General features: G+C 62.4%; 18 protein-coding genes and 1 tRNA gene. 13 read left to right on the top strand and 6 right to left on the bottom strand.

What is annotated here, in order from left to right; genetic code table 11:
* Positions 1 to 167: 167 nt before the first annotated feature.
* A complete protein-coding gene (locus J2Y48_RS02745) occupies positions 168 to 1148 on the bottom strand; it encodes a GlxA family transcriptional regulator (RefSeq protein WP_310412320.1) in 981 nt (326 codons plus the stop codon).
* Between the two features lie 296 nt (positions 1149 to 1444).
* Between J2Y48_RS02745 and J2Y48_RS02750 the strand changes: the two genes are divergently transcribed.
* Both J2Y48_RS02750 and J2Y48_RS02755 read left to right on the top strand, forming a co-directional pair.
* The gene (locus J2Y48_RS02750; RefSeq protein WP_310412323.1) at positions 1445 to 2386 is read left to right on the top strand and encodes an alpha/beta hydrolase; all 942 of its coding nucleotides are present in this window, start codon (positions 1445 to 1447) and stop codon (positions 2384 to 2386) included.
* Between the two features lie 48 nt (positions 2387 to 2434).
* Positions 2435 to 4024: an ABC transporter substrate-binding protein gene (locus J2Y48_RS02755; protein WP_310412326.1), complete on the top strand. Its 1590-nt coding sequence runs from the start codon at positions 2435 to 2437 to the stop codon at positions 4022 to 4024.
* 45 nt (positions 4025 to 4069) lie between these two features.
* Here J2Y48_RS02755 and J2Y48_RS02760 read toward each other — a convergent pair whose 3' ends face one another.
* Complete coding sequence (locus J2Y48_RS02760) at positions 4070 to 4594, bottom strand: hypothetical protein (protein WP_310412329.1); 525 nt, start codon at positions 4592 to 4594, stop codon at positions 4070 to 4072.
* Positions 4595 to 5167: 573 nt separating this feature from the next.
* Between J2Y48_RS02760 and J2Y48_RS02765 the strand changes: the two genes are divergently transcribed.
* On the top strand, positions 5168 to 7024 hold the full coding sequence (locus J2Y48_RS02765; RefSeq protein ID WP_310412332.1) for a hypothetical protein: 1857 nt from the start codon (positions 5168 to 5170) through the stop codon (positions 7022 to 7024).
* Between the two features lie 462 nt (positions 7025 to 7486).
* Here the strand turns inward: J2Y48_RS02765 and J2Y48_RS02770 are convergent.
* A tRNA-Ser gene (locus tag J2Y48_RS02770) sits at positions 7487 to 7576 on the bottom strand.
* 235 nt (positions 7577 to 7811) lie between these two features.
* Between J2Y48_RS02770 and J2Y48_RS02775 the strand changes: the two genes are divergently transcribed.
* The 3 genes from J2Y48_RS02775 to J2Y48_RS02785 all read left to right on the top strand — a co-directional run bounded on the left by J2Y48_RS02775 (position 7812) and on the right by J2Y48_RS02785 (position 10028).
* Positions 7812 to 8132 (top strand): hypothetical protein, encoded by a 321-nt coding sequence (locus tag J2Y48_RS02775; RefSeq protein ID WP_310412335.1) that lies wholly within the window; start codon positions 7812 to 7814, stop codon positions 8130 to 8132.
* A gap of 44 nt (positions 8133 to 8176) precedes the next feature.
* Positions 8177 to 8827: a peptide-methionine (S)-S-oxide reductase MsrA gene (gene msrA / locus J2Y48_RS02780; protein ID WP_310412337.1), complete on the top strand. Its 651-nt coding sequence runs from the start codon at positions 8177 to 8179 to the stop codon at positions 8825 to 8827.
* Positions 8828 to 9035: 208 nt separating this feature from the next.
* Complete coding sequence (locus tag J2Y48_RS02785) at positions 9036 to 10028, top strand: BMP family ABC transporter substrate-binding protein (RefSeq protein ID WP_310412339.1); 993 nt, start codon at positions 9036 to 9038, stop codon at positions 10026 to 10028.
* Between the two features lie 69 nt (positions 10029 to 10097).
* Here J2Y48_RS02785 and J2Y48_RS02790 read toward each other — a convergent pair whose 3' ends face one another.
* Complete coding sequence (locus tag J2Y48_RS02790) at positions 10098 to 10328, bottom strand: SlyX family protein (RefSeq protein ID WP_405030147.1); 231 nt, start codon at positions 10326 to 10328, stop codon at positions 10098 to 10100.
* 171 nt (positions 10329 to 10499) lie between these two features.
* Between J2Y48_RS02790 and J2Y48_RS02795 the strand changes: the two genes are divergently transcribed.
* The 7 genes from J2Y48_RS02795 to deoA are packed head-to-tail and all read left to right on the top strand — an operon-like array spanning position 10500 to position 17423.
* Positions 10500 to 12035, top strand: a complete 1536-nt coding sequence (locus J2Y48_RS02795; RefSeq protein WP_310412345.1) for an ABC transporter ATP-binding protein — start codon at positions 10500 to 10502, stop codon at positions 12033 to 12035.
* On the top strand, positions 12032 to 13165 hold the full coding sequence (locus tag J2Y48_RS02800) for an ABC transporter permease (RefSeq protein ID WP_310412348.1): 1134 nt from the start codon (positions 12032 to 12034) through the stop codon (positions 13163 to 13165). The genes J2Y48_RS02795 and J2Y48_RS02800 overlap by 4 nt, the downstream gene beginning before the upstream one ends.
* Positions 13166 to 13170: 5 nt before the next feature.
* Positions 13171 to 14142 carry an ABC transporter permease gene (locus J2Y48_RS02805; protein WP_310412351.1) on the top strand — a complete coding sequence of 324 codons (972 nt, stop codon included), beginning with the start codon at positions 13171 to 13173 and terminating at the stop codon, positions 14140 to 14142.
* Between the two features lies 1 nt (position 14143).
* Complete coding sequence (locus tag J2Y48_RS02810) at positions 14144 to 14536, top strand: cytidine deaminase (protein ID WP_310412354.1); 393 nt, start codon at positions 14144 to 14146, stop codon at positions 14534 to 14536.
* On the top strand, positions 14533 to 15330 hold the full coding sequence (locus tag J2Y48_RS02815) for a purine-nucleoside phosphorylase (protein ID WP_310412357.1): 798 nt from the start codon (positions 14533 to 14535) through the stop codon (positions 15328 to 15330). Before J2Y48_RS02810 ends, J2Y48_RS02815 begins: the two co-directional genes overlap by 4 nt.
* 4 nt (positions 15331 to 15334) lie before the next feature.
* Complete coding sequence (deoC, locus tag J2Y48_RS02820; protein WP_405030143.1) at positions 15335 to 16108, top strand: deoxyribose-phosphate aldolase; 774 nt, start codon at positions 15335 to 15337, stop codon at positions 16106 to 16108.
* A 1-nt stretch (position 16109) separates the two neighbouring features.
* Entirely contained in the window at positions 16110 to 17423 is a 1314-nt protein-coding gene (deoA, locus tag J2Y48_RS02825) for a thymidine phosphorylase (protein ID WP_310412362.1), read from the top strand.
* On the opposite strand, the gene J2Y48_RS02830 is transcribed toward deoA, so the two are convergent.
* Together J2Y48_RS02830 and upp are read right to left on the bottom strand one after the other, a co-directional pair.
* Positions 17413 to 17937, bottom strand: a complete 525-nt coding sequence (locus J2Y48_RS02830) for a TIGR02281 family clan AA aspartic protease (protein ID WP_310412365.1) — start codon at positions 17935 to 17937, stop codon at positions 17413 to 17415. The genes deoA and J2Y48_RS02830 overlap by 11 nt on opposite strands.
* Before the next feature lie 123 nt (positions 17938 to 18060).
* Positions 18061 to 18690 carry a uracil phosphoribosyltransferase gene (gene upp, locus J2Y48_RS02835; protein ID WP_310412368.1) on the bottom strand — a complete coding sequence of 210 codons (630 nt, stop codon included), beginning with the start codon at positions 18688 to 18690 and terminating at the stop codon, positions 18061 to 18063.
* Positions 18691 to 18807 lie beyond the last annotated feature (117 nt).

Below are 18807 nucleotides of genomic sequence, written 5' to 3' on the forward strand. Positions count from 1 at the left end.
GTGGAACCGGTTTCGGGACAAAGACATGCGAAAGACCAAGGACCTAAAGCGTGGCAAGCGAATCTGAAAGATCGCGACACGTTTTAGCGGCTTCGGATCCGGAGCGCCGACACCGGAAGGGCAAGTCTCGCAAGGGCGACCGCTCTTCCGGGCCCTCGCCTTCCGCCCTACTTTCTTGATTTCAATCGCTGCCGAGCCTGTCGCGGGCTTTCACCGAAGGTCGCCCGGAAGCGGCGGGCAAACGTAGATGCGGAGCTGAAGCCTGTCTGGATGGCGATCGTCGTGATGGACTTGTGGGTATCGAGAACCAGGCGCCGTCCTTCCTTCATGCGCAAGTTCAAATAGTAGTCGCGCGGGGACAGCCCGACTGTCTGGAGGAAGAGCATCTCCAGCGTGCGCTCGCCAACGCCGAGGATGTCAGCAATCGCAGGGATGGAAACGGGCTGTTCGATGCGCTTCTCCATCACTCTTATTGCCGAGGAGACGCGCGGTTCACTCCAGTCCAGCTTTCCGAGGGAAACCATCGGCTGCGGATCGCCAGCGGCACGAACCTCTTCATAGATAAAGATCGAGGCGACATCCATGGCGAGCGAATAGCCCTGCCGCGCCCGAATGAGATGCAGCATCATGTCCAGCGCCGGTGAAGCTCCGCCGGTCGTGAACCGGTTGCCATCGACCACGAATCGGTCCGGCCGTACATCTATCCGCGGATGACGCGCTGCGAAATCCTCTAGATCCTCCCAGTGTGTCGTCGCTTGGCGACCGTCGAGGATGCCGGCCTGTGCCAGAACCCAGGAGCCGGATTCGACGCCGCCGATTGCGATGCCACGCTGCGCGAATTTACGGATACCGGTGAGCAAACGCGCGGTCGTGTGCCTGGCGACGTTGAACGCAGCCAATATGATCAAGGCATCGACGTTGTCGTCCAGTTCGAATCGACCCTGCACCGGAAGAAGCAGGCCGCTCGAGCTGACCACCGGATTTCCGTCCTCGCTGACGACCCGCCAGGTGTAGTGGTCATGGCCGGAGGCGCGATTTGCGGCCCGCAACGGCTCCAGCGTCGCTGCAAGGGACAGGAGCGAGAACTCAGGGAAGACCAGAAGGGTGATTTTCAGCCTGTTCGACGACGGCGAGAATATCGAGTTCATTGCGTAATATGCATCGTCTCATGCGGATTTTGCGGCGTGTACGAAGTCGCTGCGCATATAGCATCCATGAGCAACCTGAGCGAGGACTTTGGGGAGGGGTGCTTGGATTTCCCGGATCTACCGTTTGCCGGTGCCGGCACATTGGCATTGGACCGGGTGCGGGCAATCGGATCATGAGCGCACGCGAAGCGCAATGACAGGGAAATACCTGCAAAGCAGGCCCATGCTCAGGAACACAGCACGGCGCGTGTCGCATCTTCAGCGTGATACGCGGTTCATTTAGGAGAGGCGGATTGATGACTGATTATTCAAAGCTGATCGACACCGAGACCTGGGCCTTCATCGATCGCACCAACTCCTATTATCCGCCGGATGCGGTTGACCATTCCATCGCCGAGCAGCGTCGCACCTATGATCGCATGTGCCGCGAATTCCACGCCGGCTATCCGGAAGGCGTGGTGGCCGAGGATTCCAGGATCGAAACGGCGACGCACGCCATCCCCATCCGGACCTATCGACGAAATGCACCGGACGAGGCGGTGCGGGTGCTCTATTTCCATGGTGGCGGTTTCGTCGTCGGTGGGCTTGATAGTCACGACGACGTCTGCGCCGAGATTTGCGCGCGCACGGGCTATGACGTTGTCTCGGTCGACTACCGCCTCGCGCCGGAACATGTCCATCCTGCAGCCTATGACGACTGCCGTGCCGCGTTCGAATGGGCGGCCACGCAGCAGGACCGGCCGATCCTGCTTTGTGGCGATAGCGCCGGCGGCATCCTCGCCGCGGCCGTATCTCACACGGTGCGTGGCCACGCCAACGCGCCGATCGGCCAGGTGCTGATCTATCCGGGCTTCGGTGGCGACCAGACCAAGGGATCCTACGTCATCCATGCCGAGGCGCCGCTGCTGACAGTGCGCGACATGGCCTTCTACAAGGACGTGCGCACCGGCGGAAAGGACGTTTCGAAGGATGCGACCTACGCGCCGTTCGTCGATCCCGACTTCTCCGGTCTGCCGCCGACCGTGATCATCTCGGCGGAGTGCGATCCGCTTTCCGATGATGGTCAAGAATACCGTGATCGCGTGCGGGCGTCAGGTGGCAAGGCGGCCTGGTTCAATGAGGAGGGACTGGTCCACGGCTATCTGCGGGCACGACACACGGTGAGCCGCGCCCGCGACAGTTTTACGCGCATCGTCGAAGCCGTACGCGGGCTCGGCAAGGGAGAGTGGAACTACTGAATGCGGCGCCCCGCGCGCGCACCATCAAAATCACAGGGAGGGAACGTCATGTCGAATGAAATTGAGTTTCTCAGCCATCAGGCCGTCCGCGGCAGGATGAGCCGCCGCGATTTCCTCGGTCGCGCCGCGGCCTTGGGCCTGACGGCCGCATTTGCAAATTCGCTGCTCGGCAGTGCGGCACGGGCCGCCGGACCGATCAAGGGTGGCCTGCTGAAGGCGGGCCTGGTCGGCGGCGATTCCACCGACGACCTCAATCCCGCGGGCATCAACAACCAGGTCAGGGGCGCCTTCACGCGCTGTTGGGGCGAAAAACTGACCGACGTTGCCCCCGACGGCTCGCTGATCCCGTGGCTGGCCGAGGACTACGGCTCCTCGCCCGACGCCAAGACCTGGACCTTCAAGATCCGCAAGGGCGTGACCTTCCACAACGGCAAGGAGCTCGATGCCAACGACGTGCTCGCCACCATCGAGCGCCACGCTGGTCCCGAGAGCAAGTCGGGCGCGCTCGGCGTGCTGCGCGGCATCGACACGCTCAAGGTGGACGGCGGCAATTTCGTGATCACCCTGAAGGAGGCCAATGCGGACCTCCCCTTCGTAATGTCCGACTATCATCTCGTCATCCAGCCCAACGGCGGCAAGGATGATCCGCTGGCGGGTATCGGGACGGGCCCCTACAAGGTCGTCGCCCATGAACCGGGCGTGCGTGAGGTCGGTGAGCGCTATGACGGCTATTGGGACCTCGCGAGCCGCGGCCATGCCGACCAGGTCGAGATCGTCGTCATCAACGACGCCACCGCGCGCATGGCCTCGCTGCAGAGCGGGCAGATCCACATGATGAACCGGGTCGAACCGAAGGTGGTCGAACTCATCAAGCGGATCCCCGGTGTAACCATCCAGAACGTGGCGGGAAGTGCGCACTACGTCCTTGCCGCGCAATGCAACACCGCGCCCTTCGACAACAACGACCTGCGGCTGGCATTGAAATATGCCATCGACCGCCAGGAGATGGTCGACAAGATCCTCAGCGGCTACGGATCGCTCGGCAACGATATTCCGGTCAACGCGGCATATCCGCTGTTTTCGGATGATATCGAGCAGCGCGCCTTCGATCCCGACAAGGCCGCCTTCCACTTCAAGAAGTCTGGCCACAGCGATCCCATTCTGCTGCGGACCTCAGACGTCGCCTTTCCGGGTGCGGTTGATGCCGCCCAGCTCTTCCAGCAAAGCGCCGCCAAGGCAGGCATCCCGATCGAGATCAGGCGTGAGCCAGGCGACGGATACTGGTCCAGCGTTTGGAACAAGGCCCCGTTCTCGGCCTCCTATTGGACCGGACGGCCGACGCAGGACCAGCAATACTCGACGGCCTATCTCTCGACTGCCGACTGGAACGAGACCCGTTTCTTCCGTCCGGATTTCGACAAGCTTCTCATCGCCGCTCGCGCCGAACTCGATGAGGCCAAGCGTCGGGCGATGTACCGCGACATGGCCATGATCGTCCGTGACGAAGGTGGTGCGATCATTCCCGTCTTCAACGACTGGATCGACGCGGTTTCCGAGAAAATCGGCGGCTTCACGCCGCATCCTGCCGGCGAACTCATGGGAGGATTGGCACTGGCGTCCTGCTGGCTGGCAGAATAGGACCATCACCACTGACGCACCCCCGCCAAGGCGCGGGGTGCGTCTCTATGAGCCGCCCAGCATGAAGAACGCAAACCCGTAGTCGACGTCGAGCCGTTCGGTCGTGATAGCCTCATTCAACTGTTGAAACAAAGGCGTGCTCTTCGCAGGCTCGGTCAGCAGGCTGCCCGGAATGGACTTGTCGCTTGACAAAGTCAGAACCAGTTGCGGCATCGGCCTATCCCCGGATTGCGCGATGCGCCCGATTTCAAAACGATCGCCTTGGCGCAGCGTGTCGAGGCTGTAGACGATGCCGTCGTTGTCGATCAGGTAGAGCACCGTATTCTTCTTCGTGAGATTCTGCAGTTCGCCCTGCAGTGCATCGCCGTTCTTCAATTGGTCGTTTGCCAGCGAGATTGAAACGCCGGGCTGCTTGATGCGGGAAAGCGACCTCAGGAACGTCGCTACACCACATTGCATATTGGTGATCAGCCGTCCCTCTATGTCGGGGGCGAAGCCAAACTCTTTGGTAAAGTCGGCATCGAGTTTTTCGAGTGGGTCGGCGCTCGTCGCCAATCCTTCGATGCGCACTGTCCGGCGAACTCGTCAACACATGGGCAAAGAAGCAACCGCCGGCATCAAATGCACGGAGGCATGCCAGCCGTTCATCGATGGCGCCCCCCGGCAGGCGTGCCGATAGAGAAACGGCAAGAGATCATTGCCGGCCTGCACCGATGCATCGCCGCGCCGACGCCACCGCCACCAAGGTCTATGTGGACGCCGTCAGGATGTTCTCGACACGGCTAGGCGCATCACTGCCGGCTAACACGTTCGCCCCTCCAGCGCCGGGCCGAGCGGGAGGGGGCTGCCGGGCGCGATCTGCTCGCGCAGGCGATGTCGGCGGGCATGTCTTGGGTTTGCCTGCCGTCGGTTTCGCTGGCACGTGCAAAGGGCGCACTTCGTGGGATGCTTGGTGCGTCGCAGGTGTTGAAGCGCTTCTCTTTTCAACATAATTAGGTGCAGCACGCGAGCTGTACTCGCATTGGGGGAGGTCAGCACATGAACGCGGGTGGTCTTGGGGGGATTGCAGGGGGGCTTCTTGTACTGTTCCTGACAACATCTCTTTGGTCGGTGGTCCTAAGGAACCGTGTTCCAAGAACCGCAGTGCCTTTTGCCGCAAGCGTATTGTCACTCGGCACAGCTACAATATTGGGGGGGTATGGGTTCGGCAACGGCAGCAGCGAGGCTTTCGGCTACTCGTTCGGTTTCTATCTCATCCCTCAGATCGTTGTGTGCGCCGCGTTTTGGCTCCGACTACCTTCCTTTGCCGCGAGTACAGAAACTCGGCCTCGCTCAGCTTCTGAAAACCATGCGGATAAGGCTGAGTACCAAGCCCCTACTGTCCAAGTGGACGCAAACGAACATCCTGAATGCCGCGAAGGCGCTGGAGCGTTGGCCCCAAAAGGGGTGCCAGAAGCTCCGCGGCCGAATTTGTTTGCACGGTACTGGCGCGGTGAGTTCCCGTTAGCGACCTCGTATTGGGGCGTGAACTTCCTAGTCAATCTGGCTGTGGTCTCACTTATTAGCGCGCTAACGGAGGTGTTTTCGCTCGAGGGAGGCTTTGAACCTAACTCGTTGTTTTGGTTTCTGGTTCTGCTGTGGCTTGGTTTATTGGTGCTCTTAATGTGGCAGGTGGTGGGGCTCTGGAGGTCTGCGCGACGCCACGCCCAAAGGCAGCGACAAGCCAACAAGACAACCTTTTGGGCAGGGGCGGCACGGGTTGCTGCCGTGTTGGGCGTTCTACAAACAGCTGGAACCTTCATCAAGAGTGGTGCTCCCCAGATTGGAGAATTGTATAAAATAGCCTTCGAAGGCGACCCTGACATTCCACCCAGCGAACTCAAGCTTTTGGCTGGTGGCACCGAGCTTAGTATTTTCGGCGGGATAAAGTATGGGTTATCGAACGATGTTGAACGGCTGCTCAAGGTGGCGCCGGCGGTTACAACAATTCATTTGACAAGCAGTGGGGGGCGCATCGCTGAAGCGGGCAAGCTCTTAAAGCTAATCAGGTCCCGCGCGCTCGACACATACGTGCCGAATGAGTGCTCGTCAGCTTGTACGCTAGTGTTCGCAGCAGGCAGCCGCCGGTCATTGCTAGAGGGTGCCAAACTAGGGTTCCACGGCCCTTCATTCCCTGGGTTAGGTGACGCGGAGCTGCGACATTTGACAGAAGAATGGGCGCACTTATATCGGGAAGCAGGATTGAGAAGCGAATTCGTCAATAAAGCGTTGGCGGTTTCTCCGAAAACAGTGTGGTATCCAAGCGCTAGTGAGCTATTGGAAGCGAATGCGGTAACAGCCGTGGTAACAGGTGACGGGTTCGCGTTGTCGGGGCACGAGGTCGTCCCATCGCTTGCAGCGATCGAGCGCGAAATGCGTGCAGCAAATCGATTAATCGATGCTCTCCATACGACATATCCAGACGCGGCTCGGCAAATCTACACGACTACAAGGCAAGGCATTCTGGCAGCGAAGCCTGAGGCCAAACTGCGCGAAGACGTAAATGATCTGCTCACCAAGGCTATCGTAGCCAATCTCGCCCGAGCAGACGATGATACGCTCGCACAGTATGCTGCGCTTATGTCAGATCAATACACCGCCTTGAATGCGAAAGACCCTGCCCTATGCTTTCAATACGCGGCACTAGGAGCGAGTGTCCAAGTAACTTCTGCATTCCCCCAAGAGTTGATTACGGTGGAAACAATTTTGAATGAGCGTGTGCTCCGCTCCGCTCGCGACCGGCCGCCTATGCAGCCAGAGGAAAGTGAAGCAGCGTGGGCGTCGATATTCCAGAGCATGACTTCCGACGAGGTGGAAGTCTTTTCGCTTGAACCGAGCAGCGTCGCGCCGGAACGCCATGCAAAGTATTGTCAGGTAACAATAGCTATTTTCAAGAGTATAAGCCATCTGGAAACAAGGCAGGCGGCAATGCTCATGAGGGAGATTTTCTTGGATCGTTGAGCCACGGGATGGCTTCTATCTGGCTGGTTCGCCTGGGTAATCTGGTTTGAAAAGAACTCTCCGAATGGCGACGCCATAGCTGGATGTGTTTTTTGGAGCTGGGCGCTGTCGGCTGGCGGTGAGGATTGTTTCGGCACCGCGGTCTGCGGCGCAATGGCTCGACAGCTATGCGAAAAGAGGTGGTTGGACCACGAGATCGTTTCGGTGTTGACCGCGTCTTGTATCCGCAAGGACACCGAAGCGAGCTAACGCGCTTCAGCATGGGCGACGTGAAGGAATGCTGGAAAGCTGGAACGTTCTCTGTGAACCGCAAGCCAATGGCCTGATATTCCGGGCCCGGCCAGTTTCTTGTTTCTGGCTCAAATTGCATTAATTCATACCCGCCACGAAGGTGCAAGCAGAGATGCAAGGGCCGGCCAAGGATCCTCGAAAAAGACCGATATTTCAAATGCTTATGATTAATGGCGGACAGAGAGGGATTCGAACCCTCGATACGCTTTCACGTATACACGCGTTCCAGGCGTGCGCCTTCAACCACTCGGCCACCTGTCCGTCCGCAAACGACCGGCGGTCAACCCGGTGCGGGCCGCTTCGCTGATTTCCAGTTTGGCGGGACGGCGCGATATATACCGATGACGGCGGAAGGATCAACCGCTTTCTCACAGATTTTTGCCCTCGGCCGCTTCGCGCTTCCGCGCGGAGTGGATTGCAAGCCATGATCGATGACCCTATCTATTGGCGGAAGGGGCGTTTTGCGCCATACCGCTCCTTTGGAGTCCGGCAATCCATGTTCCGCTTTGTCTTCAGGCTGCTCAGCCTCATCACCCTGGCGATGGCCATCATGGCGGCGACGCTGGACGCCATCCAGTCGGTCGCAGCGTCCGAACCGGTGCTCACGCCCCTTGCGGTCGCCTGGACCGCCGCCAGCCCGCAATCGATCGCTTTTGTTGCCGACACGATCATGAACAGGCTTAGCCCCCTGCTTTGGGATCCCGTGGCCTTGTGGGTGCTTTCGCAGCCGGCCGCCGCCGTCCTTTTGGCACTTTCGCTTCTGTTCTGGATGGTGGGCTACAAACGCCAGCCCTTCGCCGGACGTTTCACCGCCTGACCGGGTTCGAATGGCGCCACAGGTTGGCTAAAGAGGAGACTCGCGTGTTTCTGATCGACATGTTCAACAAGAAGACCACGATGCCGACGCCGGAGGGCGCGCTGCCCGGCCGGCCGGACCCGATTCCGACGGCCGAAACCCATTTCGTCAACGGTCGCCCATTGGGAGAGCCCTACCCGGACAACACACGCTCCATCCTGCTCGGGCTTGGCTGCTTCTGGGGTGCCGAGCGGCTCTATTGGCAGGTTCCCGGTGTCTGGGTAACGGCGGTCGGCTATTCCGGCGGCTACACGCCGAACCCGACCTATCAGGAAACGACGACGGGCTTGACCGGTCACACGGAGGTCGTTCGGGTCGTCTATGACCCGCAGGTCGTCTCGCTCGAGGAACTGCTGAGGATCTTCTTCGAGCAGCACGACCCGACGCAGGGCATGCGGCAGGGCAACGACATTGGCACCACCTATCGCTCGGCGATCTACACCAACAGCGACGATCAGCTGGAGGCGGCCGTGAAGGTGCGCGACCAATACCAGGCGGCGCTGGAGGCGGCCGGGCATGGCGGCAAGGTCACGACGGAGATCGCCCCCGCCGGTCCGTTCTATTTCGCCGAACCCTATCACCAGCAGTATCTCGCCAAGAACCCCGGCGGCTACTGCGGCCTGCGCGGCACCGGCATCTCCTGCGCCATCGGCTGACGGATTGCAACGAAGTGGCCCGGCAAGCCCCTGCGAATCCGGGCGACAACGTTTTTTTACCAAGTGAAAAATTTCTGGTGAATTTTTCCTACAACCATGCAAGGATCGCGGCCGTCTGACCCTAGGGAACGGGGTCGGCAACTCCGCACCCGTGATTTACGGGACGTGCGGGAGGGACCCGACATAATCAGAGCAACAGGGCTGCACGATGAAAAAAACCTTACTGACTTTTCTTGCCACCGCGGCGATGTCGGCGACGGCGCTTGCGGCCGACATCAAGCCGGCGATCATCTACGATCTGGGCGGCAAATTCGACAAATCCTTCAACGAAGCAGCCTATAACGGCGCCGAAAAGTTCAAGACCGAGACCGGCATCGCGTATCGCGACTTCGAGATCGCCAACGACGCCCAGCGCGAGCAGGCACTGCGCCGCTTCGCCGGGGACGGCAACAACCCGATCGTGATGGCCGGGTTCTCCTGGGCCGCCACGCTGGAAAAGGTCGCAGCCGAGTATCCGGACACGAAATTCGCCATCATCGACATGGTCGTCGACAAGCCGAACGTCCGTTCGGTCGTCTTCAAGGAAGAGGAAGGCTCCTGGCTCGCCGGCATCCTCGCCGCCATGTCGTCCCAGTCCAAGACCGTCTCCTTTGTCGGAGGCATGGACATTCCGCTGATCCACAAGTTCGCCTGCGGCTATATCGGCGGCGCCAAGTCGACGGGTCCGGACGTCAAGGTGCTCGAAGCCTATACGGGCACGACGCCGGACGCCTGGAACGACCCGGTCAAGGGCGGTGAAATCGCCAAGTCGCAGTTCGACCAGGGTTCGGACGTCGTCTACCACGCTGCCGGCGGCACGGGCGTTGGCGTCCTGCAGGCGGCAGCGGATGCCGGCAAGCTCGGCATCGGCGTCGACTCCAACCAGAACGGCCTGCATCCGGGCAAGGTGCTGACCTCGATGCTCAAGCGCGTCGACGTCGCCGTCTACGACGCCTTCAAGTCGGCGAACGAGGACAAGTTCACCCCCGGCATCAACGTGCTTGGGCTCAAGGAAGACGGCGTCGGCGTCGCCATCGACGACAACAACGCCTCGCTGATATCGGCGGAGATGAAGGCTGCGGTAGAGAAGGCCAAGGCCGATATCATCGCCGGCACGGTGACCGTCCACGACTATATGTCGGACGAGTCCTGCCCCTACTGATAGCCTTCGAACAAAAAGCCCGCCGGATCGCAACGGTCCGGCGGGCTTTTGCGTATCTGCTTCCAGATGTCAGTAGTGCGGCGGGCGCGTGATCGGCGGTGCTTCGAGCGAGCTTTCCTCGAGAACGAGGAAGCGCTCCGTCAACCGGTCCAGCTTGGTCCGCATTTGCTCGACGACCTTCCACTGTTCGGCCATCTGGCCGGACAGCTCCTCGATTGTCCGGTCCTGATGGGCGATATGCTCCTCAAGGGCCGCGATGCGGCCCGAGCTGTCGTCGTCGAGGGGCACTGGGTTGGTCATTGTTCGATCGGCCATGCTATGGCCGCCTTCCGTTTCATTGCGGTGGATCTATCGAATGGCGAGGCAGGCCGCAATGATGCTGGACAAGCGGACCGGAAGCAACAAGACTGGACCTGAAGAATCCGCAGCAAGCGGACGGACGGCTCCCACGCGGAAAAACAACGGATCGTCATGGGCGAATTGGCTATCGAATTGAAGGGCATAGACAAGAGCTTCGGGCTCGTCCATGCCAACAAGGACATCAACCTGAAGGTCCGCAAGGGCACCATCCACGGCATCGTCGGCGAGAATGGCGCGGGCAAGTCGACGCTGATGTCGATCCTCTATGGCTTCTACCAGGCCGACCGCGGCGAGATCCTGGTCGACGGACGCCCCATCGACATTCGCGACCCGAACACGGCGATCGCCGCCGGGATCGGCATGGTCCACCAGCACTTCATGCTGGTGGAGAACTTCACCGTGCTTGAGAATATCATGCTCGGAGCCGAGGAAAGCCGGATCCTCAACGCAGGCATCGCCAGGGCGCGCGCCGAGCTCAAGCGGCTCGAAAGGGAGTATGCGCTGGAGGTCGATCCGGACGCTGTGATCGAGGAACTGCCGGTCGGTTTGCAACAGCGCGTCGAGATCCTGAAAGCCCTCTACCGCAAGGCCGACATCCTGATCCTCGACGAGCCGACCGGCGTATTGACCCCCGCCGAGGCCGACCACCTGTTCCGCATCCTCGAGCAGCTCAAGGCTCAGGGCAAGACGATCATTCTGATCACCCACAAGCTGCGCGAGATCATGGCGATCACCGACGAGGTCTCGGTCATGCGCCGCGGCGAGATGGTGGCGACGCGCGAGACTGGCAAGACATCGGTGGAGGAACTGGCAGAGCTGATGGTCGGCCGACGCGTGCTGCTGCGGGTGCAGAAAGGCGAGGCGCAGCCGGGTGACGTGAAGCTCTCGGTCGAGAACCTCACCGTACGCGACAGCCGTGGCGTGACGATGGTCGACAACGTGTCCTTCGATCTGCGCGCGGGCGAGATCGTCGGTATCGCCGGGGTTGCCGGCAACGGCCAGTCGGAGCTGCTGGAGGCGATTTCCGGCATCCGCCGCGCCGTGTCGGGCAGCGTGCTGCTGAACAGCGAGGCGATCGACGTCACCGGCAATGCCGATCCGGCGGAGCTTCGCGCACGCGGGCTGGCGCATGTTCCCGAGGACCGCCACCATGTCGGCCTCGTGCTGAAGTTCGAGGAAAGCGAGAATGCCATCCTCGGCTACCACGACGATCCGAAATACCGGAAGGGCTTCCTGCTCGACATCGACGCGATCCGCGCAGATGCCGAGGAGAAAATCGAGAAGTACGATATCCGCCCGCCGAATGCGCGGCTGAAGACCGCCAATTTCTCCGGCGGCAACCAGCAGAAGATCGTGCTGGCGCGTGAAATGGAAAGAGACCCGGACGTGCTCATCATCGGCCAGCCGACGCGCGGCGTCGACGTCGGCGCGATCGAATTCATCCACAAGCGCATCATCGAGATGCGCGACCAGGGCAAAGCGGTGCTGTTGGTATCCGTCGAACTCGATGAGATTCGCGCGTTGTCGGACCGCATCCTCGTCATGTTTGCCGGCCGCGTCGTCGGCGAGCGCGCCCCCGATGCCTCCGAGGGCGAGCTTGGCCTGCTGATGGCCGGCGTGGAAGGCCGGAAGGAGGCCGCAGAATGAGCGTACCCTATGCGAAACTGCCCGCCTGGGCCGAGTACGGCCTGATCCCGCTCGTCAATCTCATCGTCGCCTTTGCGGTGGCCGGCCTCGTCGTGCTGCTCGTCGGGGAGAGCCCACTCGAAGCGGCCTACCACATGATCAACGGCGCCTTCGGGCGCGGCGAGTACATCGGTTTCACGCTCTACTACGCCACCACCTTCATCTTCACCGGCCTTGCCGTTGCCGTCGCCTTCCATGCCGGGCTGTTCAACATCGGCGGCGAGGGACAGGCCTACGTCGCCGGCATCGGCGTGGCGCTCGCCTGCCTTTCGCTCGACCGGATCATGCCCTGGTATGTGGTTTTCCCGGTTGCGATCCTCGGCGCCGCCCTCTTCGGTGCCGCCTGGGCCTTTATCCCCGGCTGGCTCCAGGCCAAGCGCGGCAGCCACATCGTCATCACCACGATCATGTTCAACTTCATCGCCGCGAGCCTGATGAACTACATGCTCAACCGGGTTATGAAGCCGCTCGGCTCGATGTCGCTGGAGACGCGCACCTTCGAGGCCGGCGGACAGTTGCCGAAGCTCGACTGGCTGATGAAAATCTTCGGGCTGAGCGTCGGCACCTCGCCCTTCAACGTCACCTTTCTGCTGGCGCTCGCAGCCGCCTTCGGCGTCTGGGTGCTGATCTGGCGGACCCGCCTCGGTTACGAGATGCGCACCATGGGGCATAGCCCGGCGGCTGCCCGCTATGCCGGCATCAAGGAGGCGCGCATCATCGTCATCACCATGATGATCTCCGGCGCGCTTGCCGGGATGATGGCGCTGAACCCGATCATGGGCGAGACCTACCGGATGCAGCTCGACTTCGTCCAGGGCGCCGGCTTCGTCGGCATCGCAGTGGCGCTGATGGGGCGCTCACACCCGGCCGGCATCATTCCGGCGGCGATCCTGTTCGGCGTGCTCTACCAGGGCGGGGCGGAGATCTCCTTCGAGATGCCGTCCATCTCGCGCGACATGATCGTCATCATCCAGGGTCTCGTGATCCTCTTTGCCGGTGCGCTGGAGCACATGTTCCGCCCCGCCATCACGCGCGCGGTCCTCGCCGTCTCCGGGCGCGGACACACGGAAGCGGCTGTCAAGGGAGCCTGATGCCGATGGATCTTCTTCAGCTCTTCCTCGAACTGGCCCAATCGACGGTGCGCCTTTCCACGCCGCTGATCCTGGCGGCACTGGCAGGCCTCTTCACCGAGCGGGCCGGCGTCTTCGACATCGGCCTCGAGGGCAAGATGCTCGGTGGCGCCTTTGCCGCCGGCTGCGTCGCCTTTGTCGCCCAGTCGGCCATGGCCGGACTATTGGCGGCGGTCGTCGTCTCCGTCCTGTTGTCGCTGGTGCACGGCTATGCCTCGATCACCCAGCGCGGCAACCAGATCGTCTCGGGCGTCGCCATCAATTTCATCGTCGCCGGCTCCACCGTCATCCTCGGCCAAGCCTGGTTCCAACAGGGTGGCCGCACGCCGGCGCTATCCGAAGGGGCCCGTTTCCAGGAGATCGAGCTGCCGTTCGCCGAGGCACTCCGGAGCGTACCGCTGATCGGCCCGATCTATGCCGAGCTGCTCTCCGGCCACGCAGCGCTGACCTATTTCGCCTTCCTGATGGTGCCCTTCACCTGGTGGGTCCTCTACCGCACGCGTTTCGGTCTTCGGCTGCGCGCCGTCGGCGAGAATCCGGGCGCGGTCGATACCGCGGGCATCTCGGTCATCTGGATGCGCTACCGCGGCGTGATCTGCTGCGGCATCCTGTGCGGGGTCGCAGGCGCCTATCTCTCGCTCGCCGCCAATGCCGGCTGGACGAAGGGCATGACGGCCGGCAAGGGCTACATCGCGCTGGCCGCGCTGATCTTTGCCAAATGGCGTCCCGTCAACGTCATGTTCGCCTGCCTGTTGTTCGGCTTCCTCGACGCGTTTGCGATCCGCTACCAGGGCACGCCATTGCCGTTGATCGGCAAGGTGCCGGTCCAATTGATGCAGGCGCTGCCCTATATCCTCACCGTCATCCTGCTTGCGGGCTTCATCGGCAAGGCGATCCCGCCCAAGGCCGGCGGTGTGCCCTATGTGAAGGAGCGCTGAGATGTCCCACGACCTGTTCGAAGCGGCACGCGACGCGATGGCGTATGCGTATGCCCCGTACTCGAAGTTCCCGGTGGGGGCCGCGATCCGCGCCGAGGACGGCAAGGTTTACACTGGCGCGAACATCGAGAACATCTCGTTTCCGCAGGGCTGGTGCGCCGAGCCGACCGCGATCAGCGCCATGATCATGGCTGGAGCAAAGCGAATCGTCGAAATGGCGGTGATCGCCGAAAAGCTGCCGCTCTGCCCGCCCTGCGGCGGCTGCCGGCAGAAGATCGCCGAGTTCGCCTCGCCCGCGACGCGTATCTATCTGTGCGACGAGACTGGCGTGAAGAAAATGATGACGATGGACGAGCTTCTGCCGAACAGCTTCGCGACGGAGGTGATCGGATGAAAGCTGTCGTCGACCATCTCACCCCGCGGCTCGGCGGCCTTGCGCCGCGCTACGGCATCGTGCTCGGCTCCGGCCTCGGCTCCCTCGTGGAGGCGGTGGAAGGTGCCGTGCGCATCCCCTACTCCGAGCTCCCGAGCTTCCCGGTCAGTTCCGTCTCCGGTCACGCCGGCGAGATGGTGATCGGCCATCTTCGCAGCGTCCCCGTCATCATGCTTTCCGGCCGTGTACACTACTATGAAAAGGGCGACGCGAATGCGATGCGCGGACCGCTCGAAGTGCTGAAGGGTCTCGGCGTCGACTCGCTCATCCTGACGAACTCCGCCGGCTCGCTGCGCGAGGACATGCCGCCCGGCTCGGTGATGCGGATTGCCGACCACATCAATTTTTCCGGCGCCAACCCGCTGATCGGCGTCGACAGCGACGAGCGCTTCGTCGGCATGACCAACGCCTATGACGCCGGGCTCGCGGCGCGGATGGAGGCGGCCGCCAAGAAGACCGGGACGCCGCTGCATCAGGGCGTCTACATGTGGTTCTCGGGACCGAGCTTCGAGACGCCGGCCGAAATCCGTATGGCGCGCACCTTCGGGGCGGACGCGGTGGGCATGTCGACCGTGCCGGAGGTGCTGATCGCCCGCTTCCTCGGCCTGAAGGTCGCAGCGGCCTCCGTCATCACCAACTTCGGGGCGGGCATGACGGGTGCAGAACTAAGCCATCACGAAACCAAGGACATGGCGCCGGTCGGCGGTGCGCGGCTGTCCGCCATCCTTGCGGAGATGATCGCGGATGGAGAGTAGGACAATGATCGAAACAACCCCTCGCCTTGTCGCCGCGAAAGCCCTTTCGCTGCTGGACCTGACCGATCTGACCGACAATTGCGACGCGGCGGCGATCGAGCGCCTGTGCCAGCAGGCGCAAACGCCCTTCGGCAACGCGGCAGCGATCTGCATCTGGCCGCGCTTCGTTCAGCAGGCGCGCGCACTGCTCGGTCAGAACAGCCCGGTCCGGATCGCCACCGTCGTCAATTTCCCCTCCGGTGATCTGCCGGTGAATGAGGTCGCGGCAGAAACGAAGACGGCAATTGCCGATGGCGCCGACGAGATCGATCTGGTCATCCCCTACAGGAAGCTGATCGCGGGCAACGAGCAGGCGGTGCGCGAGATGGTCGCCGCTGTGCGGGCCGTTTGCACGGCCCCCATCCTGCTCAAGGTCATTTTGGAGACCGGCGAGCTCAAGGATCGCGACCTGATCCGCAACGCCTCGCAACTGGCGATCTCCTCTGGAGCCGACTTCATCAAGACCTCGACCGGCAAGGTCCCTGTCAACGCCACGCTCGAGGCGGCCGACATCATGCTGAACGCCATCCGCGAAAGTGGGCGCAATATCGGCTTCAAGCCGGCCGGCGGCGTCCGTACCGTCGGCGACGCTGCGCTCTATCTCAATCTCGCCGCGGCGATCCATGGGCCGGACTGGGCGATACCCTCCACCTTCCGCTTCGGAGCCTCTGGCCTGCTTGGCGACATCCTCGCCACGCTCGAAGGCAGGCAGGGCGGCAGCGCGAACGCGACCTACTGAGATGCTCCCGCAGGAGATCATACGCCGCAAGCGCGACGGCGCGGAATTGACGGATGAAGAAATCACCGGCTTCATCGCCGCGCTGACAGACGGCACCGCAAGCGAGGGGCAGATTGCAGCCTTCGCCATGGCGGTGTGGTTTCGCGGGATGGACGCACGCGAGACCGTGGCACTGACCCAGGCGATGCGCGACTCGGGCGACGTCCTCGACTGGCGGGACGTCGACCGGCCTGTCGCCGACAAGCATTCCACCGGCGGCGTCGGCGACAATGTCTCGCTGATGCTGGCGCCGATTGCGGCCGCCTGCGGACTGGCGGTGCCGATGATCTCCGGCCGCGGCCTCGGCCATACGGGCGGCACGCTCGACAAGCTGGAATCGATCCCCGGCTACATGATCAATCCACCTGACAGCCTGTTTCGTCGAGCGGTGCGGGAGGTCGGTTGCGCCATCATCGGCCAAAGCGCCGATCTGGCGCCCGCGGACCGCCGCCTCTATGCCATTCGCGACGTTACGGCCACCGTCGATTCCGTGCCATTGATCACCGCCTCGATCCTGTCGAAGAAGCTTGCCGCAGGGCTGCAGTCACTGGTGCTGGACGTCAAGCTCGGCAACGGCGCGTTCATGACGGACCGGCCCGACGCCGAGAGGCTTGCCCGAGCGCTGGTGGACGTGGCCAACGGCGCGGGCCTGCGCAGCACTGCCCTCATCACGGACATGAACCAGCCACTCGCCGATGCCGTCGGCAATGTTGTCGAAATCGAGAACTGCCTTGCCTTTCTCAAGGGAGAAAAACCCGGGACGCGGCTCGAAGCCGTGGTTCTGGCCCTTGCGGCCGAGATGCTGGTGGCCGCCGGAATCGACCCGGACGGTGCGGCGGCCCATGCAAGAGCGCAGCGCGTGCTGTCGGACGGCAGCGCCGCCGAAGCCTTTTCCCGCATGGTCGACCTCCTTGGTGGCCCGGCCAACCTGCTCGACGGCGGCAGCTCGATCCTCGCCAAGGCGCCGATCATCCTGCCGGTCACCGTTGACGAGACCGGCTACCTGACGGCGTGCGACACGCGCGGTCTCGGGATCGCGTTGATCGAACTCGGCGGTGGTCGCACGAGACCGGACCAGGAAATCGATCCTCGCGTGGGTTTCGACCGGCTGCGCCCGCTCGGGACATGGATCGACAAGGGCGACGAGATCGGGCGCGTGCACGCCCGCACACTGGATGAGGCGGCTGCCGGCGCCGCGCGCCTGCGCCGCCTCTATACGGTTGGCGAGGTGGCGCTAGGACCGGATTATCCGATCGTCAGCCGGATCAGCGGATGAGCCGCATCTGCGCGCCATCGACCTGGTAGGACGACAACCCTTTCAGGAAGGTCATGCCGACCAGCATCCCCGAGAGCGCCTTGTCCTCCAGCACCATCGCGCCGACATTCGGCACGCTGATGGAACCGATCGCGACACTGTCCAGCCGGACATAGGCTGCGCGCGCCTTGCCGTTCGCCGTGTCGACGGCATAGCGGAAGTCGAGGTTCTTGCGGGGAATGCCGAGCCGTTCGGCGGTCGAAAGATTGATCGCCACCATGCTGGCGCCGGTGTCGACCATGCCCTTTTCCTTGCGGCCGTTGATCGTGAACACGCCGGAAAAATGGCCGGTGGCGTCTGCTTCGAGCGTCACGCCGCGACTACCGGTGTAGCGCGCGGTCGACACCGGTTGGGCCTTTGGTGCATCCACCGCCCTCGTTTCCGGCTTGGCCGGCAGATAGGTGCCGGCAATGCCGGGCACATAGACGGCGGCAACGGCAATGGCGGCAACCACGAACAGACTGCGGGTGAGCATTGGCATCTCCTTTGGGAAACATCCCGACTAGAGCATGCCCGGGTTGATGGAACGGAAAAACCGTCCTCACTGTCCCGCTTTGCCACAACGAACCGACGCCATGGCTAACGGCGGATTAACGCCCTACTTCGTGCCGTACATCCGATCGCCGGCGTCGCCGAGGCCGGGCATGATGTAGCCCTTTTCGTTCAGATGACTGTCGATCGAAGCGGTATAGATCTTCACGTCCGGATGCGCCGCCCGGAAGTTCCGGATGCCCTCGGGGGCCGCCAGCAGGCAGAGGAAGCGGATGTTGCTGGCGCCGCGCTCCTTCAGTTTCTCGATCGCCGCGATCGCCGAGTTGCCGGTCGCCAGCATCGGATCGACGACGATGACCAGGCGCTCGCCCAGGAGATCCGGCGCCTTGAAGAAGTACTCGACTGCCTCGAGCGTCTCATGGTCACGGTAGACGCCGATATGCGAGACGCGGGCGGAGGGGACGAGTTCGAGCATACCCTCGAGCAGGCCGTTGCCGGCACGAAGGATCGAGGCGAACACGAGTTTCTTTCCCTCAAGGATCGGCGCGTCGATCGCCTGCAGCGGGGTCTCGATGCGTTCGGTCGTCAGCTCCAGATCGCGCGTCACCTCGTAGCAGAGCAGCGTCGAAATCTCACGGAGGAGCCGGCGGAAGCTGCCGGTCGAGGTCTCCTTCTTGCGCATGATGGTCAGCTTGTGCTGCACGAGCGGGTGATCGATGACTGTGACGCCGTCCATGGACAAACCTTCCCTGGTTCTGTGTTGATCGCCCCTTTTTCCACGATAACGCCCTCGCCCGCAAGGGACGGGCGTAGTCTACGACGGCTCATCCCCGATCGAGCGAAACGTCGTTGG

It is taken from the genome of Mycoplana sp. BE70, from assembly GCF_031455855.1.
Taxonomy (GTDB): Bacteria; Pseudomonadota; Alphaproteobacteria; order Rhizobiales; family Rhizobiaceae; genus Mycoplana.

Coding starts and splice junctions, on each gene's coding strand:
- J2Y48_RS02745 (WP_310412320.1), bottom strand. CDS start 1,148: ATGAACTCGATATTCTCGCCGTCGTCGAACAGGCTGAAAATCACCCTT.
- J2Y48_RS02750 (WP_310412323.1), top strand. CDS start 1,445: ATGACTGATTATTCAAAGCTGATCGACACCGAGACCTGGGCCTTCATC.
- J2Y48_RS02755 (WP_310412326.1), top strand. CDS start 2,435: ATGTCGAATGAAATTGAGTTTCTCAGCCATCAGGCCGTCCGCGGCAGG.
- J2Y48_RS02775 (WP_310412335.1), top strand. CDS start 7,812: ATGTTCCGCTTTGTCTTCAGGCTGCTCAGCCTCATCACCCTGGCGATG.
- J2Y48_RS02785 (WP_310412339.1), top strand. CDS start 9,036: ATGAAAAAAACCTTACTGACTTTTCTTGCCACCGCGGCGATGTCGGCG.
- J2Y48_RS02790 (WP_405030147.1), bottom strand. CDS start 10,328: ATGACCAACCCAGTGCCCCTCGACGACGACAGCTCGGGCCGCATCGCG.
- J2Y48_RS02795 (WP_310412345.1), top strand. CDS start 10,500: ATGGGCGAATTGGCTATCGAATTGAAGGGCATAGACAAGAGCTTCGGG.
- J2Y48_RS02800 (WP_310412348.1), top strand. CDS start 12,032: ATGAGCGTACCCTATGCGAAACTGCCCGCCTGGGCCGAGTACGGCCTG.
- J2Y48_RS02805 (WP_310412351.1), top strand. CDS start 13,171: ATGGATCTTCTTCAGCTCTTCCTCGAACTGGCCCAATCGACGGTGCGC.
- J2Y48_RS02810 (WP_310412354.1), top strand. CDS start 14,144: ATGTCCCACGACCTGTTCGAAGCGGCACGCGACGCGATGGCGTATGCG.
- J2Y48_RS02815 (WP_310412357.1), top strand. CDS start 14,533: ATGAAAGCTGTCGTCGACCATCTCACCCCGCGGCTCGGCGGCCTTGCG.
- deoC (WP_405030143.1), top strand. CDS start 15,335: ATGATCGAAACAACCCCTCGCCTTGTCGCCGCGAAAGCCCTTTCGCTG.
- deoA (WP_310412362.1), top strand. CDS start 16,110: ATGCTCCCGCAGGAGATCATACGCCGCAAGCGCGACGGCGCGGAATTG.
- J2Y48_RS02830 (WP_310412365.1), bottom strand. CDS start 17,937: ATGCTCACCCGCAGTCTGTTCGTGGTTGCCGCCATTGCCGTTGCCGCC.
- upp (WP_310412368.1), bottom strand. CDS start 18,690: ATGGACGGCGTCACAGTCATCGATCACCCGCTCGTGCAGCACAAGCTG.